This is a genomic window from Planotetraspora sp. A-T 1434 (genome assembly GCF_025420585.1).
In the GTDB taxonomy this organism is placed as follows: Bacteria; Actinomycetota; Actinomycetes; order Streptosporangiales; family Streptosporangiaceae; genus JAOEGB01.
The window spans coordinates 84984-109135 of sequence record NZ_JAOEGB010000004.1; the positions used below are offsets into that span (position 1 = coordinate 84984).

23 protein-coding genes are annotated in these 24152 nt (G+C 71.9%); 12 read left to right on the forward strand and 11 right to left on the reverse strand.

Going from position 1 to position 24152, the window contains the following annotated elements:
- Positions 1-15 precede the first annotated feature (15 nt).
- Positions 16-1206, reverse strand: coding sequence for a M20 family metallopeptidase (locus N5079_RS07035; protein WP_261582754.1), 1191 nt, complete (start codon positions 1204-1206; stop codon positions 16-18).
- 60 nt (positions 1207-1266) lie between these two features.
- Between N5079_RS07035 and N5079_RS07040 the strand changes: the two genes are divergently transcribed.
- Together N5079_RS07040 and N5079_RS07045 are read left to right on the forward strand one after the other, a co-directional pair.
- A complete protein-coding gene (locus N5079_RS07040; RefSeq protein ID WP_261582755.1) occupies positions 1267-2256 on the forward strand; it encodes a hypothetical protein in 990 nt (329 codons plus the stop codon).
- Positions 2257-2350: 94 nt separating this feature from the next.
- Positions 2351-3295 carry an acyl-ACP desaturase gene (locus N5079_RS07045; protein ID WP_261582756.1) on the forward strand — a complete coding sequence of 315 codons (945 nt, stop codon included), beginning with the start codon at positions 2351-2353 and terminating at the stop codon, positions 3293-3295.
- Between the two features lie 3 nt (positions 3296-3298).
- Here the strand turns inward: N5079_RS07045 and N5079_RS07050 are convergent, their stop codons facing one another.
- From N5079_RS07050 to N5079_RS07060, 3 genes are all read right to left on the reverse strand, one after another.
- Entirely contained in the window at positions 3299-3619 is a 321-nt protein-coding gene (locus tag N5079_RS07050; RefSeq protein WP_261582757.1) for a GroES family chaperonin, read from the reverse strand.
- Between the two features lie 47 nt (positions 3620-3666).
- On the reverse strand, positions 3667-4299 hold the full coding sequence (locus tag N5079_RS07055) for a septal ring lytic transglycosylase RlpA family protein (protein WP_261582758.1): 633 nt from the start codon (positions 4297-4299) through the stop codon (positions 3667-3669).
- A 501-nt stretch (positions 4300-4800) separates the two neighbouring features.
- The gene (locus N5079_RS07060) at positions 4801-5973 is read right to left on the reverse strand and encodes an endonuclease/exonuclease/phosphatase family protein (protein WP_261582759.1); all 1173 of its coding nucleotides are present in this window, start codon (positions 5971-5973) and stop codon (positions 4801-4803) included.
- A 58-nt stretch (positions 5974-6031) separates the two neighbouring features.
- Here N5079_RS07060 and N5079_RS07065 point away from each other — a divergent pair, with 58 nt between their 5' ends.
- Positions 6032-7318 (forward strand): ArgE/DapE family deacylase, encoded by a 1287-nt coding sequence (locus N5079_RS07065; protein WP_261582760.1) that lies wholly within the window; start codon positions 6032-6034, stop codon positions 7316-7318.
- A gap of 6 nt (positions 7319-7324) precedes the next feature.
- Here the strand turns inward: N5079_RS07065 and N5079_RS07070 are convergent, their stop codons facing one another.
- Positions 7325-7663, reverse strand: a complete 339-nt coding sequence (locus tag N5079_RS07070; RefSeq protein WP_261582761.1) for a rhodanese-like domain-containing protein — start codon at positions 7661-7663, stop codon at positions 7325-7327.
- Between the two features lie 94 nt (positions 7664-7757).
- On the opposite strand from N5079_RS07070, the gene N5079_RS07075 reads away from it, so the two are divergent.
- On the forward strand, positions 7758-8351 hold the full coding sequence (locus N5079_RS07075) for a TetR/AcrR family transcriptional regulator (RefSeq protein ID WP_261582762.1): 594 nt from the start codon (positions 7758-7760) through the stop codon (positions 8349-8351).
- Between the two features lie 111 nt (positions 8352-8462).
- Here N5079_RS07075 and N5079_RS07080 read toward each other — a convergent pair whose 3' ends face one another.
- Together N5079_RS07080 and N5079_RS07085 are read right to left on the reverse strand one after the other, a co-directional pair.
- Positions 8463-10865, reverse strand: a complete 2403-nt coding sequence (locus N5079_RS07080) for a helicase-associated domain-containing protein (protein WP_261582763.1) — start codon at positions 10863-10865, stop codon at positions 8463-8465.
- 368 nt (positions 10866-11233) lie between these two features.
- A complete protein-coding gene (locus tag N5079_RS07085) occupies positions 11234-11743 on the reverse strand; it encodes an ATP-binding protein (protein WP_261582764.1) in 510 nt (169 codons plus the stop codon).
- A gap of 201 nt (positions 11744-11944) precedes the next feature.
- Here N5079_RS07085 and N5079_RS07090 point away from each other — a divergent pair, with 201 nt between their 5' ends.
- From N5079_RS07090 to N5079_RS07100, 3 genes are all read left to right on the forward strand, one after another.
- On the forward strand, positions 11945-12766 hold the full coding sequence (locus N5079_RS07090) for a helix-turn-helix domain-containing protein (RefSeq protein ID WP_261582765.1): 822 nt from the start codon (positions 11945-11947) through the stop codon (positions 12764-12766).
- Positions 12767-13000: a DUF397 domain-containing protein gene (locus N5079_RS07095; protein ID WP_261582766.1), complete on the forward strand. Its 234-nt coding sequence runs from the start codon at positions 12767-12769 to the stop codon at positions 12998-13000.
- Between the two features lie 103 nt (positions 13001-13103).
- Positions 13104-13382 (forward strand): hypothetical protein, encoded by a 279-nt coding sequence (locus tag N5079_RS07100; RefSeq protein ID WP_261582767.1) that lies wholly within the window; start codon positions 13104-13106, stop codon positions 13380-13382.
- Between the two features lie 48 nt (positions 13383-13430).
- Here the strand turns inward: N5079_RS07100 and N5079_RS07105 are convergent, their stop codons facing one another.
- On the reverse strand, positions 13431-14009 hold the full coding sequence (locus N5079_RS07105; protein WP_261582768.1) for a histidine phosphatase family protein: 579 nt from the start codon (positions 14007-14009) through the stop codon (positions 13431-13433).
- A 94-nt stretch (positions 14010-14103) separates the two neighbouring features.
- Here N5079_RS07105 and N5079_RS07110 point away from each other — a divergent pair, with 94 nt between their 5' ends.
- Positions 14104-14973 (forward strand): Gfo/Idh/MocA family protein, encoded by an 870-nt coding sequence (locus N5079_RS07110; RefSeq protein WP_261582769.1) that lies wholly within the window; start codon positions 14104-14106, stop codon positions 14971-14973.
- On the opposite strand, the gene N5079_RS07115 is transcribed toward N5079_RS07110, so the two are convergent.
- Complete coding sequence (locus N5079_RS07115; protein WP_261582770.1) at positions 14934-16217, reverse strand: acyltransferase family protein; 1284 nt, start codon at positions 16215-16217, stop codon at positions 14934-14936. The genes N5079_RS07110 and N5079_RS07115 overlap by 40 nt on opposite strands.
- A gap of 432 nt (positions 16218-16649) precedes the next feature.
- Between N5079_RS07115 and N5079_RS07120 the strand changes: the two genes are divergently transcribed.
- The 4 genes from N5079_RS07120 to N5079_RS07135 all read left to right on the forward strand — a co-directional run bounded on the left by N5079_RS07120 (position 16650) and on the right by N5079_RS07135 (position 20255).
- On the forward strand, positions 16650-17654 hold the full coding sequence (locus tag N5079_RS07120; protein WP_261582771.1) for an ABC transporter substrate-binding protein: 1005 nt from the start codon (positions 16650-16652) through the stop codon (positions 17652-17654).
- Between the two features lie 98 nt (positions 17655-17752).
- Complete coding sequence (locus tag N5079_RS07125; protein WP_261582772.1) at positions 17753-18775, forward strand: FecCD family ABC transporter permease; 1023 nt, start codon at positions 17753-17755, stop codon at positions 18773-18775.
- Positions 18772-19563 (forward strand): ABC transporter ATP-binding protein, encoded by a 792-nt coding sequence (locus tag N5079_RS07130; RefSeq protein WP_261582773.1) that lies wholly within the window; start codon positions 18772-18774, stop codon positions 19561-19563. Before N5079_RS07125 ends, N5079_RS07130 begins: the two co-directional genes overlap by 4 nt.
- A complete protein-coding gene (locus N5079_RS07135; RefSeq protein ID WP_261582774.1) occupies positions 19560-20255 on the forward strand; it encodes an adenosylcobinamide amidohydrolase in 696 nt (231 codons plus the stop codon). The genes N5079_RS07130 and N5079_RS07135 overlap by 4 nt, the downstream gene beginning before the upstream one ends.
- 246 nt (positions 20256-20501) lie before the next feature.
- Here N5079_RS07135 and N5079_RS07140 read toward each other — a convergent pair whose 3' ends face one another.
- Positions 20502-22379, reverse strand: coding sequence for a serine/threonine-protein kinase (locus tag N5079_RS07140; protein WP_261582775.1), 1878 nt, complete (start codon positions 22377-22379; stop codon positions 20502-20504).
- 25 nt (positions 22380-22404) lie between these two features.
- Positions 22405-24009, reverse strand: a complete 1605-nt coding sequence (locus N5079_RS07145) for a zinc ribbon domain-containing protein (protein WP_261582776.1) — start codon at positions 24007-24009, stop codon at positions 22405-22407.
- Positions 24010-24152 lie beyond the last annotated feature (143 nt).

Consider the following 24152-nt stretch of genomic DNA (forward strand, 5'->3'; position numbering starts at 1 on the left):
CGCGCTCCGCGAGTGTCAGCGCGCCGCGGCCGCCAGGCGCCGCACGGCCAGCTCGGTGAACAGCGTGGCGCCGTCCGAGAGGATCTCGTCGTCGAAGACCGCGCCCGCGGAGTGGTTGGACGGAGCCGCCGCCAGGTCATGGCCGGGCGGGCACGCGCCGACGACCAGGAACGCCCCCGGCACCTCCTCCAGGACGAACGAGAAGTCCTCCGAGCCGGTCGCCGGGTGCGGCATCGGGAAGAACCTGTCCTCGCCCAGCGCCTCCCGCACGGTCTCCGCCGCGAAGTCGGCCTCGGCCCGGTCGTTCACCGTCACCGGATAGCCGATGCCGAACTCGCACTCCACGGTGAGCCCGTGGGCCTCGCCGATGCCGCGCGCCAGCCGTACGGCGCCGTCTCTGACGCGGTCGCGCGACTGGGCGGAGAAGGTGCGGATGGTGGTCTCGAAGCGCGCCTCGTCCGGGATGACGTTGTCGGTCGTGCCCGCGTGGAAGCTGCCCACGGTCACGACGACCGGGTCGAAGACGTCGAACGTCCGCGTCACGTGCGTCTGGAGCGCCGTGACGATCTCACAGGCGGCCGGGATCGGGTCGAGGGCGCGGTGCGGGGAGGACCCGTGCCCGCCCCTGCCGCGCACGGTGACCGTGAGCGTGTCGGCCGCCGCCAGCACCGGGCCGCTCCTGGTCAGGAACAGGCCGCGCGGGATCGTCGTGGAGAAGACGTGCATGCCGTACGCCGCGACGGGCCTGGATCCGGAGGCGTCCAGCACCCCCTCCTCGATCATGATCTTGGCGCCCTCCTGGCCCTCCTCGCCGGGCTGGAACATGAACACCACGTCTCCGGCCAGCTCGGCGCGCCGGTCGGCCAGCAGGCGGGCGGCCCCCACCAGCATCGACATGTGCAGGTCGTGGCCACAGGCGTGCATCCGGCCGTCGAGGGCCGAGCGGTACGGCACGTCGGCCTTCTCGTGCACCGGCAGGGCGTCCATGTCGGCCCGCAGCAGGACCGTCGGGCCGAGGCGCGACACAGGGCGTGACCCGCGCAGCACGGCGGTCACGGACGACAGCCGCTCACCCGTGGTGATCTCCAGAGGAAGGCCGCCGAGCGCCCCGAGCACCTTCTCCTGCGTGCGGGGGAGATGCAGTCCCACCTCGGGCTCGCGGTGCAGGGCACGGCGCAGCTCGACCAGCTCATCCTGAAAAGTCATGACTAATTCCAATCCACAGGGGGTGCCTTACCCTAGGATGCCGCCGTGATCCTGGAAAACGTGACGCGCTCATCCCGCGGACCGGCCGCCGCCCTCACCGGCCTGTCGCTACTGGCCGCGACCATCACCACCAGCACAATCACCGCCTTCACCGCCAAAACCGCCGCCGCCACGCCGGCCGCCGCCGAGAGCGGGCGGGATGTGCGCCTCCCCGGCACCGGCGTGACGCTGCACGAGCGCTCCGGCGACCGGGCGTGGGTCAGCGCGTTCAGCGTGGACCGCAAGAACGGGAGCTACGCCCGCAGCGGCAACCGGTTCATCCGCAAACCGGGCTACTGGGAGTTCACGGTGGCGCCCAAGGGGCACCGGGCCCTGGGCGTTCCCACGAACTACGTCAAGGGCCACGATTCCGTCGACATCGTGAACCTCGCCTCCGGCAAGAAGGTCTCGATCACGACCGTCAAGGCGCCCTTCATCGCCGAATACGGCCTGTGGTCCAGGGACGGCCGCGCGGTGCTGCTCACCGTGAAGAAGAAGGTCAAGAAGAAGTGGGTCCCCACGGGCTTCGTCACGGTCGACGTCGAGGCCGGACGGGCGCACGGCGTGGACCTGGCGGATCTCGACAAGGACACCGTGTTCCAGTGGGCCCCGGACGGCTCCGTGGTCGCCGACAAGGGCGACGACGTGGTGTTCTACGACACCGACGGCAACCAGACGAGCACCTTCGGCGGAGTGGGCTGGACGGTCGGCGGCGAGGACGTGTTCTCACCGTCCGGCAAGCGCCTCGCGACCTGGTGCCCGGAGAAGGTCAGCGCCGACATCTGCCTGTGGGACGCCGGCTCCGGGGACAAGGTGCGCCAGATCTACTTCGCCGCCGAGCAGGTGTGGGGGTGGTGGGACGACACGCACCTCATCGCCGTGCGGAAGAAGGGCGGCGGTTTCCAGTCCGTCCTGATCGATCTCAAGGGGAAGGTCACCCGCGTCCTGGCCGACATCAGCGCGACGGCCTGGAAGAAGGACCGCGTCTACCTGAGCTATACGCACAGATAGGGCACCAGATAGGGCCACACGCCGCCGCGAGCCCCGGCTGCAACTTACGCTAACGTAGGTTACGAACTCGTAAGTTGCACCACAGGGGGTCGTCATGCCGGTCACGTCTCGCCCGCTCACCCAGACGGAGCTTCTCCTGGAGCTCGAACCCGTGGTGGCGGGGGAGCTGGACAGGCACCTGGCGGTGGCCAAGGAGTGGTTTCCCCACGAGTTCGTGCCCTGGAGCGATGGCCGCACGTTCGACGGGGTCCTGGACGGCGAGGCCTGGTCGCCGGAGGACTCCACGATTCCCGAGCCCGCCCGCGTCTCGCTCGTCGTCAACCTGCTGACCGAGGACAACCTGCCGAGCTACCACCACGAGATCGCCACGACGTTCGGCAGGGACGGGGCGTGGGGCACGTGGGTGCACCGATGGACGGCGGAGGAGGGGCGGCACGGGATCGCCATCCGTGACTACCTCACGGTGACGCGGGCCGTCGACCCCGTCGCGCTGGAGCGGGCCAGGATGACCCACATGCAGGCAGGATTCGCCACGGAGTACGAAGGCATGCTCCGGCAGCTCGCCTACGTCTCGTTCCAGGAGCTGGCCACCCGCATCGCCCACCGGAACACCGGCCGGATGTCCGGCGACCCCCTCTGCGAGAGGCTGCTCTCGCGGGTCGCGGCCGACGAGAACCTGCACATGCTGTTCTACCGGAACCTGCTCGCCGCGGCCTTCGAGCTGGCACCCTCCCAGACGATGCGCGCCGTCACTGACGTTGTCACGTCGTTCCAGATGCCCGGCCACGGCATCGAGGGCTTCACCCGCAAGTCCGTGATGATCGCCATGGCCGGCATCTACGACCTTCGGCAGCACTCCGACGACGTCCTGCAGCCGGTGCTGCGGCAGTGGAAGGTCTTCGACCTGGAGGGGCTCGACGCGGAGGGGGAGAAGGCCCGCGAGGAGCTGTCGGCCTTCCTCGGACAGCTCGACGCCGCCGCCACCCGCTTCGAGGAGCGGCGCGAGGCCCGGCGGGCGAGGGCCGAAGCGCTCGCGTAGCCCCTACAGGTAGAGGCCGGTGCCGTGGTCGGTCTGCTGGGTGGCGACGGCGTGCAGGTCGCGCTCGCGCATCACGAGGTAGATCTGGCCCTGGATCTCCACCTCGTACTGCTCCTCGGGGTTGAACAGGACCTTGTCGCCGGTCTTGACGGCGCGGACGCTCGCGCCGGCGCCGCAGACCTCGCCCCAGACGAGCCGGTTGGCCATCTTGACGGTGGCCGGGATGACGATGCCCGCGCTGCTGCGCCGTTCCTCGGTCTCCCGCTCGACCTTGACCATGACGCGGTCATGGAGCATCTGGATCTCGAATTTCGGGTCAGCCACGGTGGCAGTTTACGCGGCGGCCGGAGCACCGCCATCCCGTCGGAAGGTCAGCCCCGGCCCATGGCGAGGTCGTAGCCGGTGCCGGAGTGGCGGTAGACGCCGCCCGTGCCCCACTTGAGGACCTGGAAGGTGACGTGGACGGTGTTGGACCTGACGCCGGAGAGATCGGCCATCATCTCCTCGGAGAGGTCCGTGATCGCCGGGATGTCGTGCTGGGCGACGGCCCACTCGGCCGGGCCGAAGTCCTCGACCACGCCGATCGCGCTCCTGCCCTGATAGGTGATCTTGACGGTGGTGCCGAGCGGCCAGTAGGGGCTCGCGATGGTCTGGTACCGCATCGGGCTGCCGGAGGCGGTCTGGGCGTCCCAGAACGAGGTGGCGGTGCACTTTCCTGACGGAAGGGCCGAAGCCATGGAAGCCGCGGGGTCCGTGGCGGTCGGGGTGGCGGCGGGAGCCGGGGCCGGCGCACCGCTCGGTGTGGGGGTCGGGGTCGGGGTGGCGGCCGGCGTGAGGGGCGTCTCGACGGGCGGGGCGATCGTGGGCACATCGATGGGCCGGCCGGGCGCGACGGGTGACTGCGGAGCCTGCAGGGGCGTGGCCTCGGCCGCCGTTGACGCTCCTGTCACCAGGGTGACGCCGGTGAGGACCGTGACCATCGCCTGACGGGCTCGCTTGTGCATGTGGTTCCTCTCGCGTCGATCGCAAACGGGGAGCCGCCGCGTGCGGTCTCCCGGCCTGACGGGCGGGAACGCTGTGCACGTGCCTGGATCCGGGCATGACGGAGCGACCCGGCACGGGGGAGTGCTGGGGTGGGATCCGGCATGGACCAGGTCGCCTCCGCGGGGGTGCGGAAGATGACGGCTTTGCGATATGGGGCTTGTGTTACGCCGGGGGTGACGTTTCGGACGAGTATAGGGAAAGGAGTAGCAAATGGGACGAAGACTGACAAACAGAAGGTAGATCCTTGTAGGGAAGGCGGATGGCATTCGAGGCCGGAACTGGATCAACGAGCCCCGGGTGACTGGACCGTGGGGGACGGCCTCCGCGTGGTGGCGGATCCGCGGACGGATCCGTGGCAGAAGACCCACTACGGCTCTCCTTCGACACCGGCCACATGTCGGCCCGCGATGTGCGCGGCCGGACCGGTGAGGGCTTCGAGACCCGGTTCAGCCGCCTCTCCGTCACCTGGCGCGAGGCAGGGCCAGCTCCGCGTAGATCGCCTTGTGGTCGGTCGCGGGCACCTGGCGGACGCCGAAGGACCGGACGGCCACGCCCGGCCCCACGAGGACGTGGTCGAGCGTGACCGGCGGGATGCCGTGGCCGTCGATGCTCCACGGCAGGTACGGCCACGTGGTGGAGAGACCGGCGCCCGCCGCGTCGGCGGCGTCGCGGTAGCCCAGGCCGAGCAGGCGGCGGACCCGCGCGTGGTCCAGCGTGGCGTTGAAGTCCCCCGCCAGGACCCGTACGGCGCCGCCGGGCGGCGGGAGCGCGGCGAGGCCGTCGGCCCAGCATCGCTGCCGCTCCGGGATGCGGGGAGCGCACGGGTGCACGGACACCACGTCCACCGGTCCCGCGCCGGGCACGTCCACGATGGCCCGCGCCTGACCGAACCGGCCGAGGTCGATGGCCTGCTCCGGCGTCACGGGGAAGCGCGCGTAGATCCCCGATCCGCCCGCGCCGGCCCGCGAGCGGTCCACCTTGTACGGCAGGAGCCGAGTCAGGCCGGCCTCCTCCAGCTTCGTGACCGCCTGAGGGGTCAGCTCCTGCAGGGTGAGGACGTCGGCACGGAAGGTCCGGACGAGGTCGATCACGGCCGCCGGGGAGGCGCCGCCGTACCGCAGGTTGGAGGCGACCACCCGCAGCACCGTGCTTCCTGCGCTGCCCGTGCCGCCCGCCCCGCCCGTGCCGGAGTCGCCGTCCGGCAGCGCGCGCGGCAGGACGCAGGCGGCGAACACCGCCACCACCGCCAGGCTCGCGGCAAGTGCGGCCCATCTTCGCGACACCAGCGCGACGAGCACGGGGACCGGTGAGGCCAGAGCGACGTAGGGCGTGAACGCCACGAGCTGCACCCACCGGAAGTGCACATCCCCGGGGACGAGGCGCAGGGCAGCCCAGACCGCGAACGGCAGGACGACGAGCCAGGCCACCACGCTCACCCAGCGCCGCCGTCTCGGACGCTCCGCCCGCGAGACCGGCACGGCGCCTCCCAAGGCGCCCACCGTGGAGTGCGCCGGGGTGTCGGCCAGGGAGTCGGCTGTTGGGCCGGCCGTGGAGTGCGCCGGGGTGTCGGCCGTGGAGCCGGCGGTGGAGTCGGCCGTCACCCTGGTGTCCTCATCGTCGCCATGATCGCGCATCGTATTCGGGGGAGGGCCGTTTCTGCCGGGAATCGCCAGAAACCCATACAGTCGCCGCATGAACGACGTCACAGGCAGGACCAGCAACGCGGCCCGGACCATCGAGGCCCGGGTTCTGAACGCGATCGACGAGGCGGCGACCGTACGCCTGCTCGCCGACCTCGTCCGGGTGCCCAGCATCACGGGAACCGACGCCGAGTCGGACCTGCAGGACGCATGCGCCCGCCTGCTGTCCGACTCGGGCCTTGACGTGGACATGTGGAAGCTCGACCTCGACGCTCTGCGCTCATACGAGGGCTTCCCGGGCACGGAGGCAGACCGGTCTGAGGGCTACGGCGTCGTGGGCACCACCGAGGGCGACGGGGAGCCCGCGCTGATCCTCCAGGGACATGTCGACGTCGTGCCGACCGGAGACGTGGCCAAGTGGGAGGGACAGGACCCGTTCGGCGCCCGCCTCACCGGCACCACCCTGCACGGGCGCGGCGCGTGCGACATGAAGGCCGGTCTCGCGGCCAACCTCGCCGTCGTCCGCGCGCTGCGCCAAGCCGGTGTACGGCTCGCCCGCCCGCTGGCCGTGCACTGTGTGGTGAGCGAGGAGGACGGCGGGCTCGGTGCGTTCGCCACGCTGGCCCGGGGTCACACGGGCGAGGCGGCGGTGATCAGCGAGCCGACCAGCGGGAAGATCATCACGGCCAACGCCGGGGCGCTCACCTTCCGACTCGAAGTCGCCGGAAGGGCCGCCCACGGCGCCACCCGATACGAGGGCGTGAACGCGATCGAGGCGTTCTGGCCGGTCTTCCAGGCCCTCCGCCGGCTGGAGCACGAGCGCAACCGCGACGTGGACCCGCTCTTCGCCGGGAACGCCCTGCCGTACCCGATCGAGGTCGGCACGGTGCGGGCGGGCGACTGGGCGAGCAGCGTCCCGGACCTCCTCGTGGCGGAGGGGCGACTGGGCGTGCGGCTCGACGAGGACCCGGCCGACGCGCGGGCCGCCCTCGAAGGCACGCTCGCCGAGCTGGACGATCCGTGGCTGCGGCGCAATCCGGTGGCGGTCACCTGGCCGGGCGGCCAGTTCGCCAGCGGCCGCCTCCCCGAGGGCCAGCCGCTGCTCGGCGAGATGGCCCAGGCGGCGGCCGACGTCACGGACCAGAATCCGGGCACCACGGCCGCGCCGTACGGGAGCGACCTGCGGCTCTATGTGGCGGGCGGCGTGCCGTCGCTGCACTACGGCCCCGGCGACGTCCGCTTCGCCCACGCCCCGCGCGAGCAGGTTGATCTGCGTGAGCTGCGCGACGTGACGCGGGCCCTCGCCCTCCTGGTCCTGCGCCGCTGCGGAGTGCGGTAGCCCAGCTCAGGACGCCGCGGTCAGGGACTCGACGGGCAGGCCGGCCTCGACCCAGTCCTGGATGCCCTCGCGGTACTTGCGGACGTTGGTGTAGCCGAGCCGGGCGAGCCGGTTGGCCACCGCCTGGCTGTTGCCGCAGGAGGGGTTGGAGCAGTAGGTGACGATGGCGGCGTGCTTGTCGGGCAGCAGACTGGGGGCCCGGTCGGCGACCTCGGCCTCGGTCAGCGGGATGGCGCCGGGCAGGTGCTGCTGGGCGTAGTAGTCGCCGCCGAGCGTGTCGAGGACGGTGACGGTGCCTGCCGCGATCGCGGCCTCAAGGTCGGTCCGACTGATCAGAGTGGTCATTGCGTACTCCCGATGAACTGGACTACAGTCCGTTTATGTGAACGCCTGGGAAATTACCGGACCGCAGTCCAGTTCGTCAAGGGAGCTGCTGCGGATGCTGGGTGCCCCGCCGCCGCGCGAGCGGGCGGACGCGGCGCGCAACAGGACGAAGGTGCTCGCCGCGGCGGCCGCGCTGTTCCAGCGGCAGGGCGTCGACGCGGTGTCGATGGACGCGATCGCGGCCGAGGCCGGAGTGGGGAAGGGCACGCTCTTCCGGAGATTCGGCGACAAGTCGGCGCTGGTGGCGGCGCTGCTCGACGACAAGGAGCGGGATCTTCAGGCGGCAATCCTGTCCGGGCCGCCCCCGCTCGGTCCCGGAGCCCCGGCGGCCGACCGGGTGAGGGCGTTCGTGGCGGCCTACGCCGGTTACCTCTTCGACAACCTGGACCTGCTACGGGTGTCGGAGACCGCGCGTCCGGGCGCGAGATACCGCATCGGGGCCTACCGTTTCTGGCACCTCCACCTGGCGATCCTGCTCGCGGAGGCCCGCCCCGGCGCCGACGCCGGCTACCTGGCGCACGCCCTGCTCGCGCCGCTCGGGGCCGAGCACGTGACGGCCGTGCTCGGGGAGTGCGACGCGGAGCGGATCACGTCGGGGCTGGCCGCACTGGTGGACGCCCTCGTCGGCAGCCGGCAGGCGCCCCCATGAGCGGATCCGGTGGGCGGATCCGGTGGGCGGGTCCAGTGGGCGGGTCCGGTAAGCGGGCCGGGTCCAGCGGGCCGGGCAGCGGGTGAGGTGCGGCGGCTCCGGTGAGCCCGTCTAATACATGCTGGTGACGGAGGCGATCTCGTTGAGCGGGAACTCCAGGTAGTCGCCGGCCTCCTCGCACCAGGCGTCGAGGACGCCGCTGCGCAACTCCCCGTGGCTGACCGTCGCCGTGACACCGTCGGAGAGCGTGATCAGCGCTCGGACGTCGCGGTCCACGACGAAGCCGAGCAGCGACTGCTGCGCGGTCGGCAGCCGGGTGGCCATCCGGCCGATGACGGCCCAGGTCTGCACGGTCTGGGTCGTCTGCCCCCTCTCGCCGGAGCCCCCGGACCCCGCGCTCACGAGCAGCCGCTTGGCGTGCTCCCTCGGGTCGGGGGGCGGCTCCACCAGCGTGGCGGGCGGGTCGAGCTCGGCGACGCGTCCGCCGGGGAGCAGGATCAGCCGCCCCGTGCTCGGCTCGCGGCGGATCGTGATCTCGCCGGTGTCGTCGACCGGCACCGGGGCGTAGCCCGCCTCGCGCAGGGCCGCCAGGGTCGATGTGGCCTGCGCCGCGCTGGCGAGCACGGTCGGGGCCAGCAGCCGTAGTCCCAGCTTGGCGAGCCGCCGGTGCGCGGCGATCTCGGCCAGCAGCGTGGGATCGGAGCCCTGGATGATGCAGCCGACGGCGGACACGGTGACCTCGCCGTGCCGCCGTGCCGCGTCGCGGATGAGGTAGGTCAGGGGCTGCGGGAGCGTGCCGACCTCGGCCAGGGCGGCGATCAGGGCGTCGGCGGTCTCCCCGCCGTCCAGCGCCCGCCGTACGCTCGCCGCGCTGAACCGCCACACCGAGGCCGCGCCCTGCGACTCCCGCTCGGCGGCGCGGTCGAGCAGCGACGCCAGCTCGACCGACGGCGGCCCGGTGACCACGGCGGTCAGGTCGCCGCCGAACAGCGCCGTGCGCTGCGCGCTGGCGAGGGCCCGCGTCGAGCACTTGACGAGCACCGGGTCGTGCTCGACCTCGGGCACCGTGTCGTCGCTCTCGTCGCCCGCGACCGAGGCGAGCGCGGCCAGGGCCCGTCCCAGCTCCGTCAGCGTGTCATGCGCGCACAGGCCAAGCAGCCTGGCCTCTTCGAGGATGCCGGGCGCGCAGTCGGCGAGGAGTTGCCGGTCGAGCAGCGGCGCCCGCCAGTGGACCGACTGCACCAGCTCCTGCAGGGTGGCGAAGCCCTTGCCCTCCGGGATGCCGGCGAGCGCGCCGATCACCGCCCGGCGAATCCTGGCGATGGTCTCCCCGGCCGGGTCGTCGCCCAGGACGGCCGGGTAGCGGCCCTGGACGCGCCGCAGCGAGGCGCGCTCCATCCGCCACCAGGCCGACAGCAGCACGCGGAGCCGGGCGGGGGCGTCCTCCAGCCGCCAGGCGTCGAACCGTTCGGTCGGGACGAGCCCGCCCGCCGCGTCGTCGACGGCGATCAGCCGGGCGACGGCGGACACCTCCAGCAGCAGCCGGGTCTCCTCCTCCGAGCAACCGGTCTCCCTGGCGACCCGCTTCACCTCGCGGACCCCGACACCGCCGTTCTTGAGCAGCGGCAGCGGCGTCTTGTCGGCGTTCTCCAGCAGCGCGGCGGCCCGGTCGAGCACGTGCGGGGCGGCCAGTGACATCGCATGTTCCACGGCGCCGGGGTCCACCTCGGTCGTGGCCAGGTCGGGAGGACAGGGCGTGAACGCGCCGTGGTAGTCGGGGCCGCGCAGGGCCAGCGCCACCTCGCGGGGCATCTCCGCGACGTCCCACTGGGTACGGAAGATCAGCCCTCGGTCGAGGGCCCACTTCTCGGGGGTTCCCGGCGTGACGAAACGGTTGCCGTCCACGCTGCGGACCGGACCGTCCCAGGCGAAGCCGTCGAGCATCTCCATCGTGCCCTCGGGGGCCTCCCGGATGAGCGCGCCGAGCCGTTCGGTGTCGCCGAGGAGCGCCGTCAGCTTCGCGGTGATCTGCCGCTTGCCGCCCTGGACGGGCAGGTCGAGGGTGCGGCAGATCCGCCGCAGCCCCTCGGTGTTGAGCATCCAGGAGTCGAGGTAGGCGCCGAGCGGCTCGCCGAGCCCGCACGGGGCGGTCCACCAGCGGGCGACGGCTGCGGCGAGCGTGATCCTGCCGTCGGGGCCGGGCCAGGCGACCGCATGGTCGTAGAGGCGGTCCAGCCAGGGGATCACCTCGGAGGTGCTCACACCGAGGAAACGGGCGAGCTCGTCCTCGGTCGGGCGGCCACCGATGACGAGGCAGGCCTGCAGGAGCTCCAGGGGCGGGAGGGGGAGGCCGCGCATGACCTCCATGATCGCGAAGCTGTTGCCGAGCCGCTGCGCGAGCGCGTCGAGCCGCCGGGGCCATGGCGCCGCGATCGCGTCCGGGCGGTTGGCCAGGACGCGGGCGAGTCTGTCTTCGTCGAGAGTTGTCAGCCAGCCGATTAGGTGATCGTCCATCACAGATCTCTCGGAAGTCTCAGGAAGCCACCGTAATGTAGATCACACTCTTGACGGGGTCCGCGAGTCAGAATACTGCCCTCCGTTACGAACCCCGAGATCACGATATTCTCCGCCGATCGCTGCGAAACGGGCATGCCGTCCGTCATCACGGTTCGATCTCAGCACATCCCGGCCTGCCGTGCGGACGGTTCGCGTGATATAGCCCCATCGGCCAGAGGGCGCTCCCGTGCATTCCGGGCTGCACGGGAGCGCTCCCCAGCGGATGGAGCCCCTCTCGGCGACAGACAGATGTGGCCAGTCGGATAGGTTCCGTGGGCCGGGCTGAGGCGTCCGCAGGCGCGCGTCGTTCTGCGCGAGGGGGCCGCTCAGCCGGACAGGACCGCCCACACCGCCTTGCCCTGCGGGGCCAGCGGGCACCAGCCCCAGCGGACGCTCAGTGACTCGACGATGTGCAGTCCCAGACCGCCCGGCTCGAACGGCGAGGGGTCCCGGAGCACGGGCTCCGCCGATCCGGGGTCGGTGATCGCGCAGGTCACCAGCTCGCCCCGGCGGATCAGCGACAGCCGGATGACCTCCCGGGCACGGGGCGCGCTCAGGACCAGGCCGTGCCGCAGGGCGTTGGTGGCCAGCTCGGAGACCACCAGCTCCATGCCGTCCTGCAGGTCGGTCATGTCCCAGCCGGCGAGCGTTCCCGCCGCGAAGCTCCGCGCCGAGTGGACGGATTCCGCCTTGGGGAGGAGGACGAAGGTCGCGCTGGCGGTGGCCGATCCGGGATCGAGGAGATCACGTGCGGGCTCCGGCCACCAGCCGATTGGGGGCCACCAATCGAGCGCCGACCACTGATTCTGGCCACGAGTCAGGTTCGTGGACTGCACGGGATCATGATGGTGGACACTCCTGTGCATGTGCAAGAGCGAATGCACGTGCACGGGGTTGGTGCAACCGCTACGGTTACCCCGACACAATCCCGGGACGAAAGGGGGCGATCTTTGACAGACTGTGAACCAGTCCACAAAGCGGAGGAATAGCACGTGTCGATAGATCCGCCCGGATCAGGCTCAACCGTTCGGCGAATCATGCTCGGCGCCAGCCTTCGCCGGCTGCGCGAGGAACGCGGGCTCACCCGCGAGGTCGCCGGATTCCACATCCGTGCCTCCGAGTCGAAGATCAGCCGGATGGAGTTGGGCCGGGTCGGGTTCAAGACACGTGACGTCGAAGACCTGCTCACGCTGTACGGCGTCCACGACGACGCGGAGCGGCGTGGTCTGCTGGAGATGGTCCGAGAGGCGAACACGCCTGGGTGGTGGCACAAGTACGGCGAGGTCCTGCCGAACTGGTTTGTCACCTATGTCGGACTAGAGGAGGCCGCGAGCGTGATCCGCACCTACGAGGTGCAGTTCGTGCCCGGTCTGTTGCAGACGCAGGCGTACGCCCGGGCGGTGGTCCAGCTCGGGTATCCGGACGCTCCCAAGGCCGAGATCGAGCAGCGTGTGCATCTGCGCATGCAGCGGCAGGAGCGGCTCACGGACAAGGACGGTCCCAGGCTGTGGGCCGTCGTCGACGAGGCCGCGCTCAGGCGGCCCATCGGAGGGGGAGCGGTCATGCGTGAACAGCTCCAGCACCTGCTGGAGGTGGCCACGCTGCCCAACATCACCCTGCAGGTGATGCCCTTCCGCTTCGGGATGCACGCGGCCGAGGGTGGCGCGTTCACGATCCTCCGCTTCCCGGAGTCCGACCTTTCGGACGTGGTCTACGTCGAGCAGCTGTGGGGTGCCCTCTACCTTGACAAGCGTGAGGACATCGATCCCTACCTCACGGCCATGGAGCAGTTGTGCGTGGAGAGCACAACTCCCGGGGGCACCGCCGAGATTCTCGGCGAATTTCTCAGAGAGACATGAATGCAGACATATAACGGGATGCCCGCAACTGACCTCACCGGGGTCACCTGGCGGAAGAGCGTCCACAGCAACTCGACCGGCAACTGCGTGGAGCTCGCGGAGCTCCCCGACGGCAGCGTGGCCGTACGGAACTCGCGTTATCCCGAGGGGCCGGCCCTCATCTACACCCGCGACGAGATCCGGGCGCTGGTGCTCGGGGTCAAGGACGGCGAGTTCGACGGCCTCCTGGTGTAACGCCGTATTAACGCCGCGCGGACGCGCGTAACAGCGCCGCGCAGCCCGCGTAACAACGATCCGGCAGATTAGGTCCTTGAACGCCGATACAAGGGGGCCGGTCGTGTTGGACCAGATGACTCTTTATCCGGTGGCCGACGACGTGCTGTTCGCGCCCGGCGGCCGCGTGGTGATCCGCACGTACGGCGTGGCCTCGGCGGCCGATCCGGAAGACGGGGTGCCGCGGACGGTCGCCTACCGGACATGGGTCACCGGAGTGCGCGACCAGCCCCGCTACTGGCGATGGGGCCACTTCGAGGACGCCCGCCGCGGCCACCGCAAGGTCCTCGAATGGCTGACGGGCCGCGGGCCGCAACCCCAGCCGGTCGCCGCCACCTCCTGAGGAGCGGACGAAGACGGCGCACCCGGACCATCCAGCCAGGCCGCGCGCCTAGACAGGGGCGTTCCAGCGGAGCAGGACGGCCTCCTCGTGCTCGTACCCCAGAGCCGAATAGGTGCCGGTGTCCAGCCGCAGGTACCGCCCGTAGCCGGCAGGCAACCCCAGCCACCGGGCGGCCAGCACACGGAGGAAGTGGCCGTGGGCGACGATCAGCACGTCACCGCCGGCCGACCGGATGAGCGCGATGACCTTGTCGGCCCGCTCGCCGACGTGGTCGACCGTCTCGCCGGGATGCGCCTCGTCCCCGGGGACGATGCCGTCCCGCCAGACGTACCAGCCCGGGCGGCTCTCGCGGATCTGGGCGGTGGTCACGCCCTCGTAGCCGCCGTAGTCCCACTCCCACAGGTCGGGATCCACCTCGTAGGACTCGACCCCCGCGAGCTCCGCCGTACGGCGGGCCCGCTGGGCGGGGCTCACGAGGACCAGGGAGAAGGCGCGGTCCTTGACCACACCGGCCAGCGCGCGCGCCTGCTCCTCTCCTCGCCCGGTCAACGGCAGGTCGGTCCGGCCCGTGTGCCGTCCCGCCCTGCTCCACTCGGTCTCGCCGTGTCTCAGCAGGATGACTTCCATAGGCGAACCATCATGCCGGTACGGCTTCCGCCCGCCGAACCCGCCCGCCGTCCGCCCGGGGACGGTCCAGTAGGGTCGCGGCGGGAGGGCGCACATGGAACCGGTATCGGTGGGATTGGTCGGCGCGGGCCCGTGGGCGGAGATGGTGCACGCACCGGCTCTCGCCGCCGGGCCCCACACGAGGCTCGCCGGGGTGTGGGCCTGCAGGCCCGAGGCGGCCGACGAGCTCGCGGGCAGGCACCGCGCCCCCTCGTTCGAGCGTCTGGAGGACCTGTTCGAGGTCTCCGAGGCGATCGCGTTCTCCGTTCCGCCCGCCGTACAGGCCGAGATCGGCGTCCTCGCCGCCAAGGCGGGGAAGGCGCTGCTCCTGGAGAAGCCCCTCGCGGCCGACCTCGACGGCGCGAGGCGGCTGGCCGACGCGATCGGCGAGGCCGGGGTGGCCTCCCAGATGGTCTTCACGTTCCGCTACTCCCCGGCGACCACGGCGTTCCTCGACCGGGCCCGCGAGCTGGGACCGTTCGGCGGTTATGCGGCCAACATCTCGGACGCCCTGCTCGGCGGCGCGTTCTCGACTCCGTGGCGCCTGGAGCGCGGCGCCGTGCTCGACGTCGGGCCGCACATGATCGACCTGCTCGACGCGGCCCTCGGCCCGGTCGTGTCGGTCAGGGCTCACGGCGACCCGCTCGGCTGGGTCGGGCTGCTGCTGGAGCACGCGAACGGCGCGGTCAGCGAGGCGTCGCTCTGCATGGCGGCGCGGGGTGAGCTGCCGCCCGCCCGCGTGGAGGTCTACGGGCGGGAGGGCAGCGCCCTGCTCCTCGGCTCGGAGCTCGGCGACGACGTCTTCGCGACGGTGACCCGCGAGTTCGCCGACACCGTGCGCCGGGGCGGCGGGCACCCCCTGGACGCCCGCCACGGCCTGCGGCTTCAGGAGATCATCGCCGACGCGGAGCGCCAGCTCGGCTGATCGGCCGCCGCGAGGCGCAGGCCCGCGACCAGCGCCAGCGAGGCGACCACCGGTACCACGCCGGGCACGAAGCCGGTCACCATGAGGGCGGTCAGCGCGCCGCCGATCAGAACGGCCGCCGCGACGACCCGACCGGCCGCCGCGGCGCCGGTCGGCTCCTCGAACCGCCCGAACAGGCCGGCCAGCGCCAGCAGGACGGTCACGAGAGCCGCCAGCCGCAGCGGCACCTGGCCCCACCAGGTGAACGATCCGACTTCCGGCGTCTCCAGCCCGAACCCGAAGATCGCGATCCCGGCCACGATGACCAGGGCGGTCATGTGCCAGAGGTAGATCGTCATCATCCGCGGCGCGAGGACGGCCAGCAGGGCGTTCACCTTGGGGCGCCCGGCGAGCGTGTCGAGGGCGGGCCGCAGCAGCATCGCGAGGCCGAGCTGCCCGGCGAACAGCGCGAGCATGCAGGCGCTCGGCGGGGCCATGTTCGAGACCATGCCCGGCATGCCGATCATGCTGGCGGGGTACGGCCCGGCGGCCACCAGACCGGCGACCATGCCGAACCCGGCCACCGCCAGTCCCGCGGCGCGGCGTCCGGTCAGCCACGCCAGCCTTCCCTCGGCGTACAGGAAACCGACCTGGTGCACGGCCAGCCAGACGAAGACCACGTTGAGATAGCCGGCCGCCTCCAGCCCGGAGAACCGGATCACGTCCATGAGCACCGCCCCCGCGGCCAGCACGGGCAGGGCGCGCGACGCCCGCACACGGGCCATGTACGGCGTGGCCAGCACGGCGACCAGGTAGACGGCGAGGAACCAGAGCAACTGGCCGACCGTGCGCGCCGCCACCTCGACCGGCTGGGACGGCATGCCGAGCGCGTCGAGGACGTAGGGAAGCGGCAGCCAGACGAAGACCAGCGGAAGCACCGGCCAGGCCAGCCTGCGGAGCCGCCTGGCCGTCCACAGGCCAGGAGAGCGATGGGATGCGGCCGACCGCCAGCTGATCGCGTTGGCCGCGCCGCCCGCGAAGAACACGAGGGGCATGACCTGGGTCACCCAGGTGATCAGGGGGATGCCCACCAGCGCGTTGCCCGTGGTGAGCCTGCCGTTCGCGTAGACCAGGACCGGCATGGTCCAGTGCTGGAGGACCACGAGCACCATGCCGAAGACGCGCAGGAGGTCGATGAACCGGTCCCGCGGCGCCGGCGAGGCGGCCGGCCGTACGGGTGCCGGGGGAAGCGTGGTCAGGGACATGGGGAGCTGCCTTCGCTGCGGACGCGGACCCCTTAGCGGGGGATCGGACCCCTTAAAGGTTTCGCGAACGCCCCGCTCGGCGCAGCGACGGAGGCACTACTCGCGGTCGCGCCCGGAGGCGACCCCGCAGGTGGGGCAGGCCCTACCAGCGGCGAGAGAGGCCGGGGCCACGGGACCGTTCAGATGGACCGTCCAGACCCGCGAACTGGACGGCGGGGCGGGAGTTGGTACCGTTCTGTCCGACGCGCGTGCTGTAGCGAAGTCCGGTGTGAGCCCGGCGCTGTCCCGCAACTGTGTTTCCCCGCGGTTTCCCCGCCCGGGGATGAGCCAGGTCGCCTGCATCCCGCGCCGACGCCGTCAACCCTCGAGGAAAAGGGTGATCCGTCGCTATCAGCGGGTCTCTCGATTTCCCGGCTCCCCCTGGAGGATTCCGTGAGTCCCGTACGCACGGCCGTCGCCCGCGTGCTGCCCGGTGTGGCCGGCGTGCGCGTGCTCTGTGTGGTCGCCGTGGTCTGTGTGCTCGGACTGGCCGGATGCGGCCAGGCGGGTGACACGGGCGCCGCCGCCCCCACCGCAGGCACCGCCAACTCGCCAAGCACCATGACGACGGCTCAGGGGGCTTTCCCCGTCACCGTCGAGGCCGGGAACGGCTCCGTGACCATCGCCAAGAGGCCCGAGCACATCGTCTCCCTCTCCCCGACGGCCACCGAGACGCTGTTCGCCATCGGGGCGGGCGCCCAGGTGGCCGCGGTGGACGACCAGTCGAACTACCCGCCCGAGGCCCCCAAGACCTCGCTGTCGGGGTTCAAGCCGAACGTCGAGGCGATTGTCGCGGCCAAGCCCGACCTCGTCGTGCTGGCCAACGACCTCAAAGGCGTCGTCGCCGGGCTCGGCAAGATCGGCGTTCCGGTGATCCTGGAGCCCGCGGCGACCAAGCTGGACGAGGCCTACGACCAGATCGCCGACCTCGGCGCGGCCACCGGCAACGCCGCGAAGGCGGCGGAGGTCGTGGACGGGATGAAGACCCGGCTCGACGAGCTCGCCGCCGCCGCGCCGAAGGGCAAGCGGCTGACGTACTACCACGAGCTGGACACCACGCCCTACGCCGCGACGTCGAGCACGTTCATCGGCCAGATCTACGGGCTGTTCGGGCTCACGAACATCGCGGACAAGGCCCCCGACGCGGCGGGCGGCTATCCGAAGCTGTCGGCCGAGTTCGTGGCCAAGGCCGACCCCGACCTTATCTTTCTCGCGGACACCAAGTGCTGCGGTCAGAACGCCGCCGCCCTCGCCAAGCGTCCCGGCTGGTCCGGGCTGTCCGCGATCAAGGACGGCCACGTCGTCGTGCTCGACGACGACATCGCCTCCCGCTGGGGCCCCCGCGTCGCCGACCTGGCCGCGGCCGTGAGCACCGCCGTCCAGAAGGCCGCGAGCTGAGGCGCGCCCGTCTTCTGGGGGCACGACTTCCAGAACGGCATCCCGGAGGACATCCCGGAGAGACGGCTTCCGGGGGAGGACGCCCGCCGGGCGAGCCGGTGACGTCGGCGGGGTTGCGCCTCCGGCCGCTCATCGTCGCCCTGGTCGTGCTGGCGCTCAGCCTCGCCCTTGGCGTGCTCGTCGGCGCGGCCGGGATCTCGCCCAGGGGCATCGCGCTCGCGCTGCTCGACCGGTTGCCGTTCGTCTCCCTGGACTCGGGCCTGTCGCCGGTCGAGCAGAACCTGCTGTTCCAGCTCAGGGTGCCCCGGGTGCTGCTCGCCGCCGTGGTGGGCGGACTGCTCGCGATCGCCGGGGCGGGCTACCAGGGGGTCTTCCGCAACCCGATGGCCGACCCGTACCTGCTGGGAGCCGCCGCCGGGGCGGGCCTCACCGTGACGATGATCGTCGTGTTCCTCGGCGGGGACGCCCGGCTCGTGCCGGTGGCCGCCTTCGCGGGAGCGGTCGGCGGCGTCTTCCTGGCGTACGCGCTGGGCAACACCGCGGGCCGCGGCGGCGGCACGGCCACCCTCGTCCTCGCCGGGGTGGCGGTCACCTCGTTCCTCACCGCCCTGCAGACGTTCGTGCAGCAGCTCAAGGTGGACGAGCTCCAGCGGATCTACTCGTGGATCCTCGGAGACGTGGGCGGCGGCTGGGAGCAGATCTGGCTGATCGCCCCGTATGCCGTGGTCTCCTCGGCCGTGATGCTCCTGCACGGACGGCTGCTCGACGTGCTGTCGGTCGGCGACGAGGAGGCGACGAGCCTGGGCCTGCGCGCGGCCCGCGCCCGGTTCATCGTGCTTCTCGCCGCGTCGCTGGCCACAGCGTCGGCGGTCGCCGTCAGCGGGCTCATCGCGTTCGTCGGCATCGTGGTCCCCCATGTGGTCCGGCGGCTGGCGGGCTGGTCCTACCGCGTCGTGCTGCCGCTGTCCTTCGTCGGCGGCGCGGCGTTCCTGGAGCTGGCCGACCTCGTCGCCCGCACCGTGCTCGCCCCCGCCGAGCTGCCGATCGGCGTGGTCACCGCCTTCGTCGGCGCGCCCTTCTTCGTGGTGGTCCTCCGTCTCACAAAGCGGGTGGACACGTGAAGCCCGAGTGCCCGGTCGAGGTGCGGGCGCTCGGGGTGACGCTCGGCGGGCGGGAGGTGCTCGCGGACGTCGCGCTGTCGGCCGGCGCCGGAGAGTGGCTGGCGATCATCGGGCCGAACGGCGCGGGCAAGTCCACCCTGCTCAAGGCCATGCTGGGCCTGGTGCCCCACGAGGGGGAGGTGCTCATCGGCGGCGCTCCCGTGCGCGACCGCGCGCCCCGCCGCCGGGCCCGCCTCGTCGCCTACGCGCCGCAGAATCCCTCGCTGCCGGCCGACATGACCGTGTACGACTACGCACTCCTGGGGCGCACGCCGTACATCGCCTATTTCGGGCGGGAGGGCGCGCGGGACCGCGAGGTGACGGGGTCGGTGCTGGAACGGCTCGACCTGGCGGAGCTGGCCTCCAGGCCGCTCGGCCAGCTGTCGGGCGGCGAGCGCCAGCGGGTCGTGCTCGCCCGCGCCCTCGCTCAGGAGGCCCCCGTGCTGCTGCTCGACGAGCCGACCACCGCGCTCGACCTCGGCCACCAGCAGCAGGTGCTGGAGCTGGTCGACCGCCTCCGCCTGGCCGACGGGCTGACGGTGGTGACGACGCTGCACGACCTGATCCTCGCCGGGCAGTACGCCGACTCGCTGGTCCTGCTGTCCTCGGGAAGGGCGGTCGCGTCCGGCCCGCCGAAGCAGGTGCTGACCGAGGCGCTCCTCGTCCGCCATTTCGGGGCTCAGGTCCGGGTCGAGCCGGGCCCGGACGGCAGGCCGCTCGTGCACCTGATCCGGCCGGGTGACCGGTGAGCGCGCAGGCGGGCGGCCCGCTGTCGCTGAGTCACCGGTTCGAGGACGGTGCGCGGCTGGGGTCGCTGCTCTGGGAGTTCGGGCCGGGCTGGCGGATGATCTCCTCGGCGATGCTCGGCGGCGGCGTCGGCCGCCGGGAGTGGGTGCTGAACGCCCAGGTGACCAGTGACTACTCCCGCATGGACCCGGTGGACCACCTGCTCGCGATGGGTCCCGTGGGGCCGGGCGTCGGGATGCTGACGGCCGCGATGGTGGAGCGTTACACCCGTGCGGCCGACGGGGGAGTGGAGGCCGTGGCGACGGTGGGCCTGCGGGTCCCCACGTGGGCCGCCTCCCCGGAGGGCAGGCCCGATCCCGTGCTGCGCGGCGGGGCTCCCGGGCCGTTCGCGGCCCGCCCGGGGACGATCAACATCATCGTGGCCGTTCCCGTCGCGTTCTCCGACGCGGCGCTCGTCAACGCGGTCATGACGGTGACCGAGGCCAAGACCCAGGCGCTCGCCGAGGCGGGGTTCTTCTGCACCGGCACCGCGTCGGACGCCGTGTGCGTGGCCGTACGCGACGACGGCCCGGAGGAGCTGTTCGGCGGCCCGCGCTCCGAGTGGGGAGCGCGGATCGCGCGGGCCGTCCACCGGGCCGTCCTTGACGGGGCCGAAGGCTGGCGGCGGTACGCCTCCTCGGCGGACGGTCACTGATCCGAAATCGGACAGTAAGCGGACGGTCACTGATCCGAAATCGGACAGTAACCGGGCACGCGGCAGCGGACCCCGGCCGTTGATCGTCGGATAGGGACCGGAGCGCGCGCAATGGTGGAGGGCTCCCCCGTCTGCCGCGGCAGCCAGGTGACGACAAGCGGCTGCGCGCCGCGGCCGGACATCATGGCCTCGGGCCGGTCAAGCGGGGTCATCCGGATGCTCGCGCAATCGAGCGGCTTCCGGCTGTCAGGACGTGAACGCGACGGTGTTGACCATGTGCTCGATGAGCTGCTGGTCGCATCTGCCCGGGGCGCAGAAGAACGTGATCAGCACCGTCGTGTCACCCGTGTCCTGCCGTACGACATAGGCCTGGAAGTCCAGGCGGCCGCCCTGCTGGGGGTCGCTCACCAGACCGGCGATCTTGAACGCGGGTTTGGCGCCCACCGTGGTCGCCACCGGCACGCCGCTGAAGCCGACCGTTCCGGGGAGCGCCGACTGGAGGCTCTGCTGGAGTTCGATCGGCGAGTCCGACGTGCTCAGCGTGTTGCTCACCTGGGCGAAGACCCCCGCGGCGCGCTCCGGCTGCTTGGCGATGATGGGGTTCACCTTCGACCAGTCGGTGTTGCCGGGGACCGCGAACAGCGCGTTGAACTCGTCGGTCGCGGGAGAGGCGATCATCCACTGGTCGGCGCTGGTCTTCGCCTGCCCCCAGGTCGAGGGGTAGGCCATGGTGAACGGCGCGGCCACCGACCCCGGGTAGGTGTTCCAGGTGGCGGCGGTGTCGCCGCCCCGGGCGAAGATCAGCGTTGCGGCCACCGCGAGGCAGACCAGCAGCACCAGACCGCCGATCACCGGTCCCACCGGGAACTTCCGCGTCGGCGCCGCGCTCGGCGCCGTCTGCGCTCCCGAAGGGTACGTCGCCTGCGGGTAGGACCCCTGTGGGTGCGTCTGCGGGTAGGCCTCCTGCTGGTAGGCCTCCTGCTGGTAGGACGCCGAGGGGTGCGACACCGGCGGCTGCGACACGGAGGGATGCGACACGGGCGGCTGGGATACGGATGGGTGTGACACGGGCGGGTGCGACACCGGGGGATAGGACTGGGCGCCCGGCTGCTGACCGGGCCGTCCGGCCGCCTGGCCGTGGCGGTCATACGGGTCTGGGCGGTCATACGGGCCTTGGCGCTCGTGCGCCCGCTGGTCGTAACCCGGGTGGTCGTAACCCGGCTGGTCGTAACCCGGGTGGTCGTAACCCGGCTGGTCGTACGCCGGGTGGTCGATCTCGACGCCGCTGATCGCGTCACGGAGCGCGGCCACGAACGCCTGGCAGGTCGGGAACCGCTCGTCGGGGGTCTTGGCGAGACCCCGCGCCATGACCACGTTGACCGAATGCGGCAGGTCGTTGCGGTACGGCGTGAGCGGCGGCGGGTCGTGGGACACGTGGGCGTACAGCAGGGCCAGTTCCGTGTCGCGCTGGAACGGCGGCTGCCCCGCGAGCGCCTCGTAGACCACGCAGGCGAACGCGTAGAGGTCGCTGCGCCCGTCCACCGGCAGCCCGCGGATCTGCTCGGGCGCGACGTAGCGGGGCGTGCCCATGAAGTGCCCGTGGCTGGTCAGCCCCGCCTCGGCCGACGAGCTCTTGGTCAGCCCGAAGTCGGTGAGGTAGACGTGGTCCGACTCCGTCACCAGGATGTTGGCCGGCTTCACGTCGCGGTGGACGAGCCCGTTCGCGTGGGCCGCGTCCAGCGCCGAGGCGATCTGCGAGAACAGCCGGTTGGCCCGCGCCACCGGCAGCGGGCCCGCCGACTGGACAAGCTTGCGCATGTCGCTGCCCTCGACGTAGCGCATGGCGATGAACAGCAGATCGTCCCGCTCGCCCGCCTCGTAGATCGGGATGATGTTGGGGTGGTCGATGCTCGCGACCAGCCGCGACTCGCGGACGAACCGGTCGCGGAAGCGGTGGTCGTGGGAGAGCTGCGGCGCGAGGATCTTCAGCGCCACGGGACGCCCGAGCCGCTGGTCTCTCGCCCGGTAGACGGTGGCCATGCCGCCCCGCCCGACGACCGCCTCGACCATGTAGTCACCGAGCTGCCGCCCGATGAGCGGCGGCATGGAGGGCCCCTCGCTCATGTCGCCTCCTCCCCTGTGAGCCGGTTCACGAGTCCGCCGGGTGCCCGCAGAAGCCGCAGAAGCGGTGCCCCTGGCCGAGCCGCATGCCGCACTGCGTGCAGAACTTCATCTGCGCCTGCCCGCGCGGCGGCGAGCTGTCGGCCGGACGCTGGGGCTGCGGGACCGGCACCGCCCGGCCGGGCCCCGATATGTGCACGGGCGGCCGCGAGGTTCCCGGCGGGTCCGACACGTCGCCGGGATGAGGGGTGTCGAGCGTCCCCGGCGGCCGCGACGTCTCCGGCCGGGGCGCCTCGAACACCTGTGTCGCGGAGGGGGTCGCGGCGGGAGTAACGGCGGGAGTAACGGCGGGGGCAGTGGAGTGCGGTGGCCAGGACGCCATGGGCACCGGATCCTGGGCGGGCACGTCGCCCCCGCCCGCCGCGCGCCTGCGCCGCAGCAGCACCGGTACGGCCACGGCGACCAGCAGGCCCAGGACCACGAGGCCGCCGGTCACCCAGACGAGCGGCGACACCGTGGCCGCCTTCTTGGGCTGAGGCGCGGCCGCCTTGGCCACGCGGCCCGCGTCCTCGGCCGTCCCCGCCTTGGCCCGGGCCACCCTGAGGTGGTCCAGCGCGACGGCGTGGTCGCCGCGCAGGTTGAGCACCTGCTGCAGCACCGTGATCGCGTTGGAGTAGAGCTTGTTGTGGTAGGACGCGAGCGCGCTCTCGTAGACCACGTCGACCGGCCCGCGGCGCGGGGTGACGTTCGCGGCCACCAGCGCGGTGCGGATCTCGTCGGCGGGGGTGATCGTCTGCGGGAGGTCGCCGCCTCCGGCGAGCAGCCCGACGACCTCGCTCCTGCCGTCGTCGATGAGCGCCGCGCCGGCCGCCCCCTGCTTGAGCAGGGCGGTCAGCTTGTCGTGCTCGTCGTCCTTGAACGTCCGGCTGCCCGGCGGGTCGAGGTGCGCCGTGTCGAGCTTGGGCGGCAGCTTGGCCGAGGGCCTTCCGGTGAGCGTCATCACGTCGAGGGAGGCGACCGCGCTGCCGATCGTGGTGCCGAGCGGCACGGTCGGCAGGGTCTCCTTCTCGCCGCCCTTGGTCAGCTTCAGCACGGCGGGAGCCGCGGGAGACGCCCCGGTCGTGAGGATCTGCGCGGGCAGCCCCTCCGGCAGCGGCGGGTCGAGGTAGGGGAAGACGGTGACCTTCGTGGTCACCGTGGCGATGCACGTGGAGTTCGCCCCCTGCGGGGGGTAGCACGCCTGCAGCCGCCGGTCCAGGTCCGCGTCCTTGAGCGAGTGGCGCGAGAAATCGGCCGGGATCTTCACCTTGAAGTATTCGGCGAAGACCCGGTTGGCGGCGTAGACGCGGGGGTCCCGGCTGGCCTGGACGACTCCGGTGGCCGTGACGACCACTCCGTCCGGGGTGACGGTGAACCCGCTGCCCTCGGCCAGGTCGGTGTCGTACTCGCGCACCACCTGCTGGATGACGCTCCGGTCGTCCAGCAGCGTGATGGAGACATGGGAGGCCGACTCCACGCGGACGGCGCCGGGTGTGACGCGGTCGGTGGACCCGCTCGGGTGGGGGTGCAGCAGCGGCGTGATCAGCACGCCCAGTGCAGCCAGCCCCGCTGAAAGGGAGTGCAGGCGGGGCATCGCCGTCTCCTATGCCTGGTGGGAACAGTCCAAGGGTCGCAGTGCCGGCAGGGCCGTACAAGGCATTGTGCCGGGACCGACACCCACTTGATACCGCCGGTCGATCATGCGGGCACTTGCAGACGACTTGCAACCGAATTGGG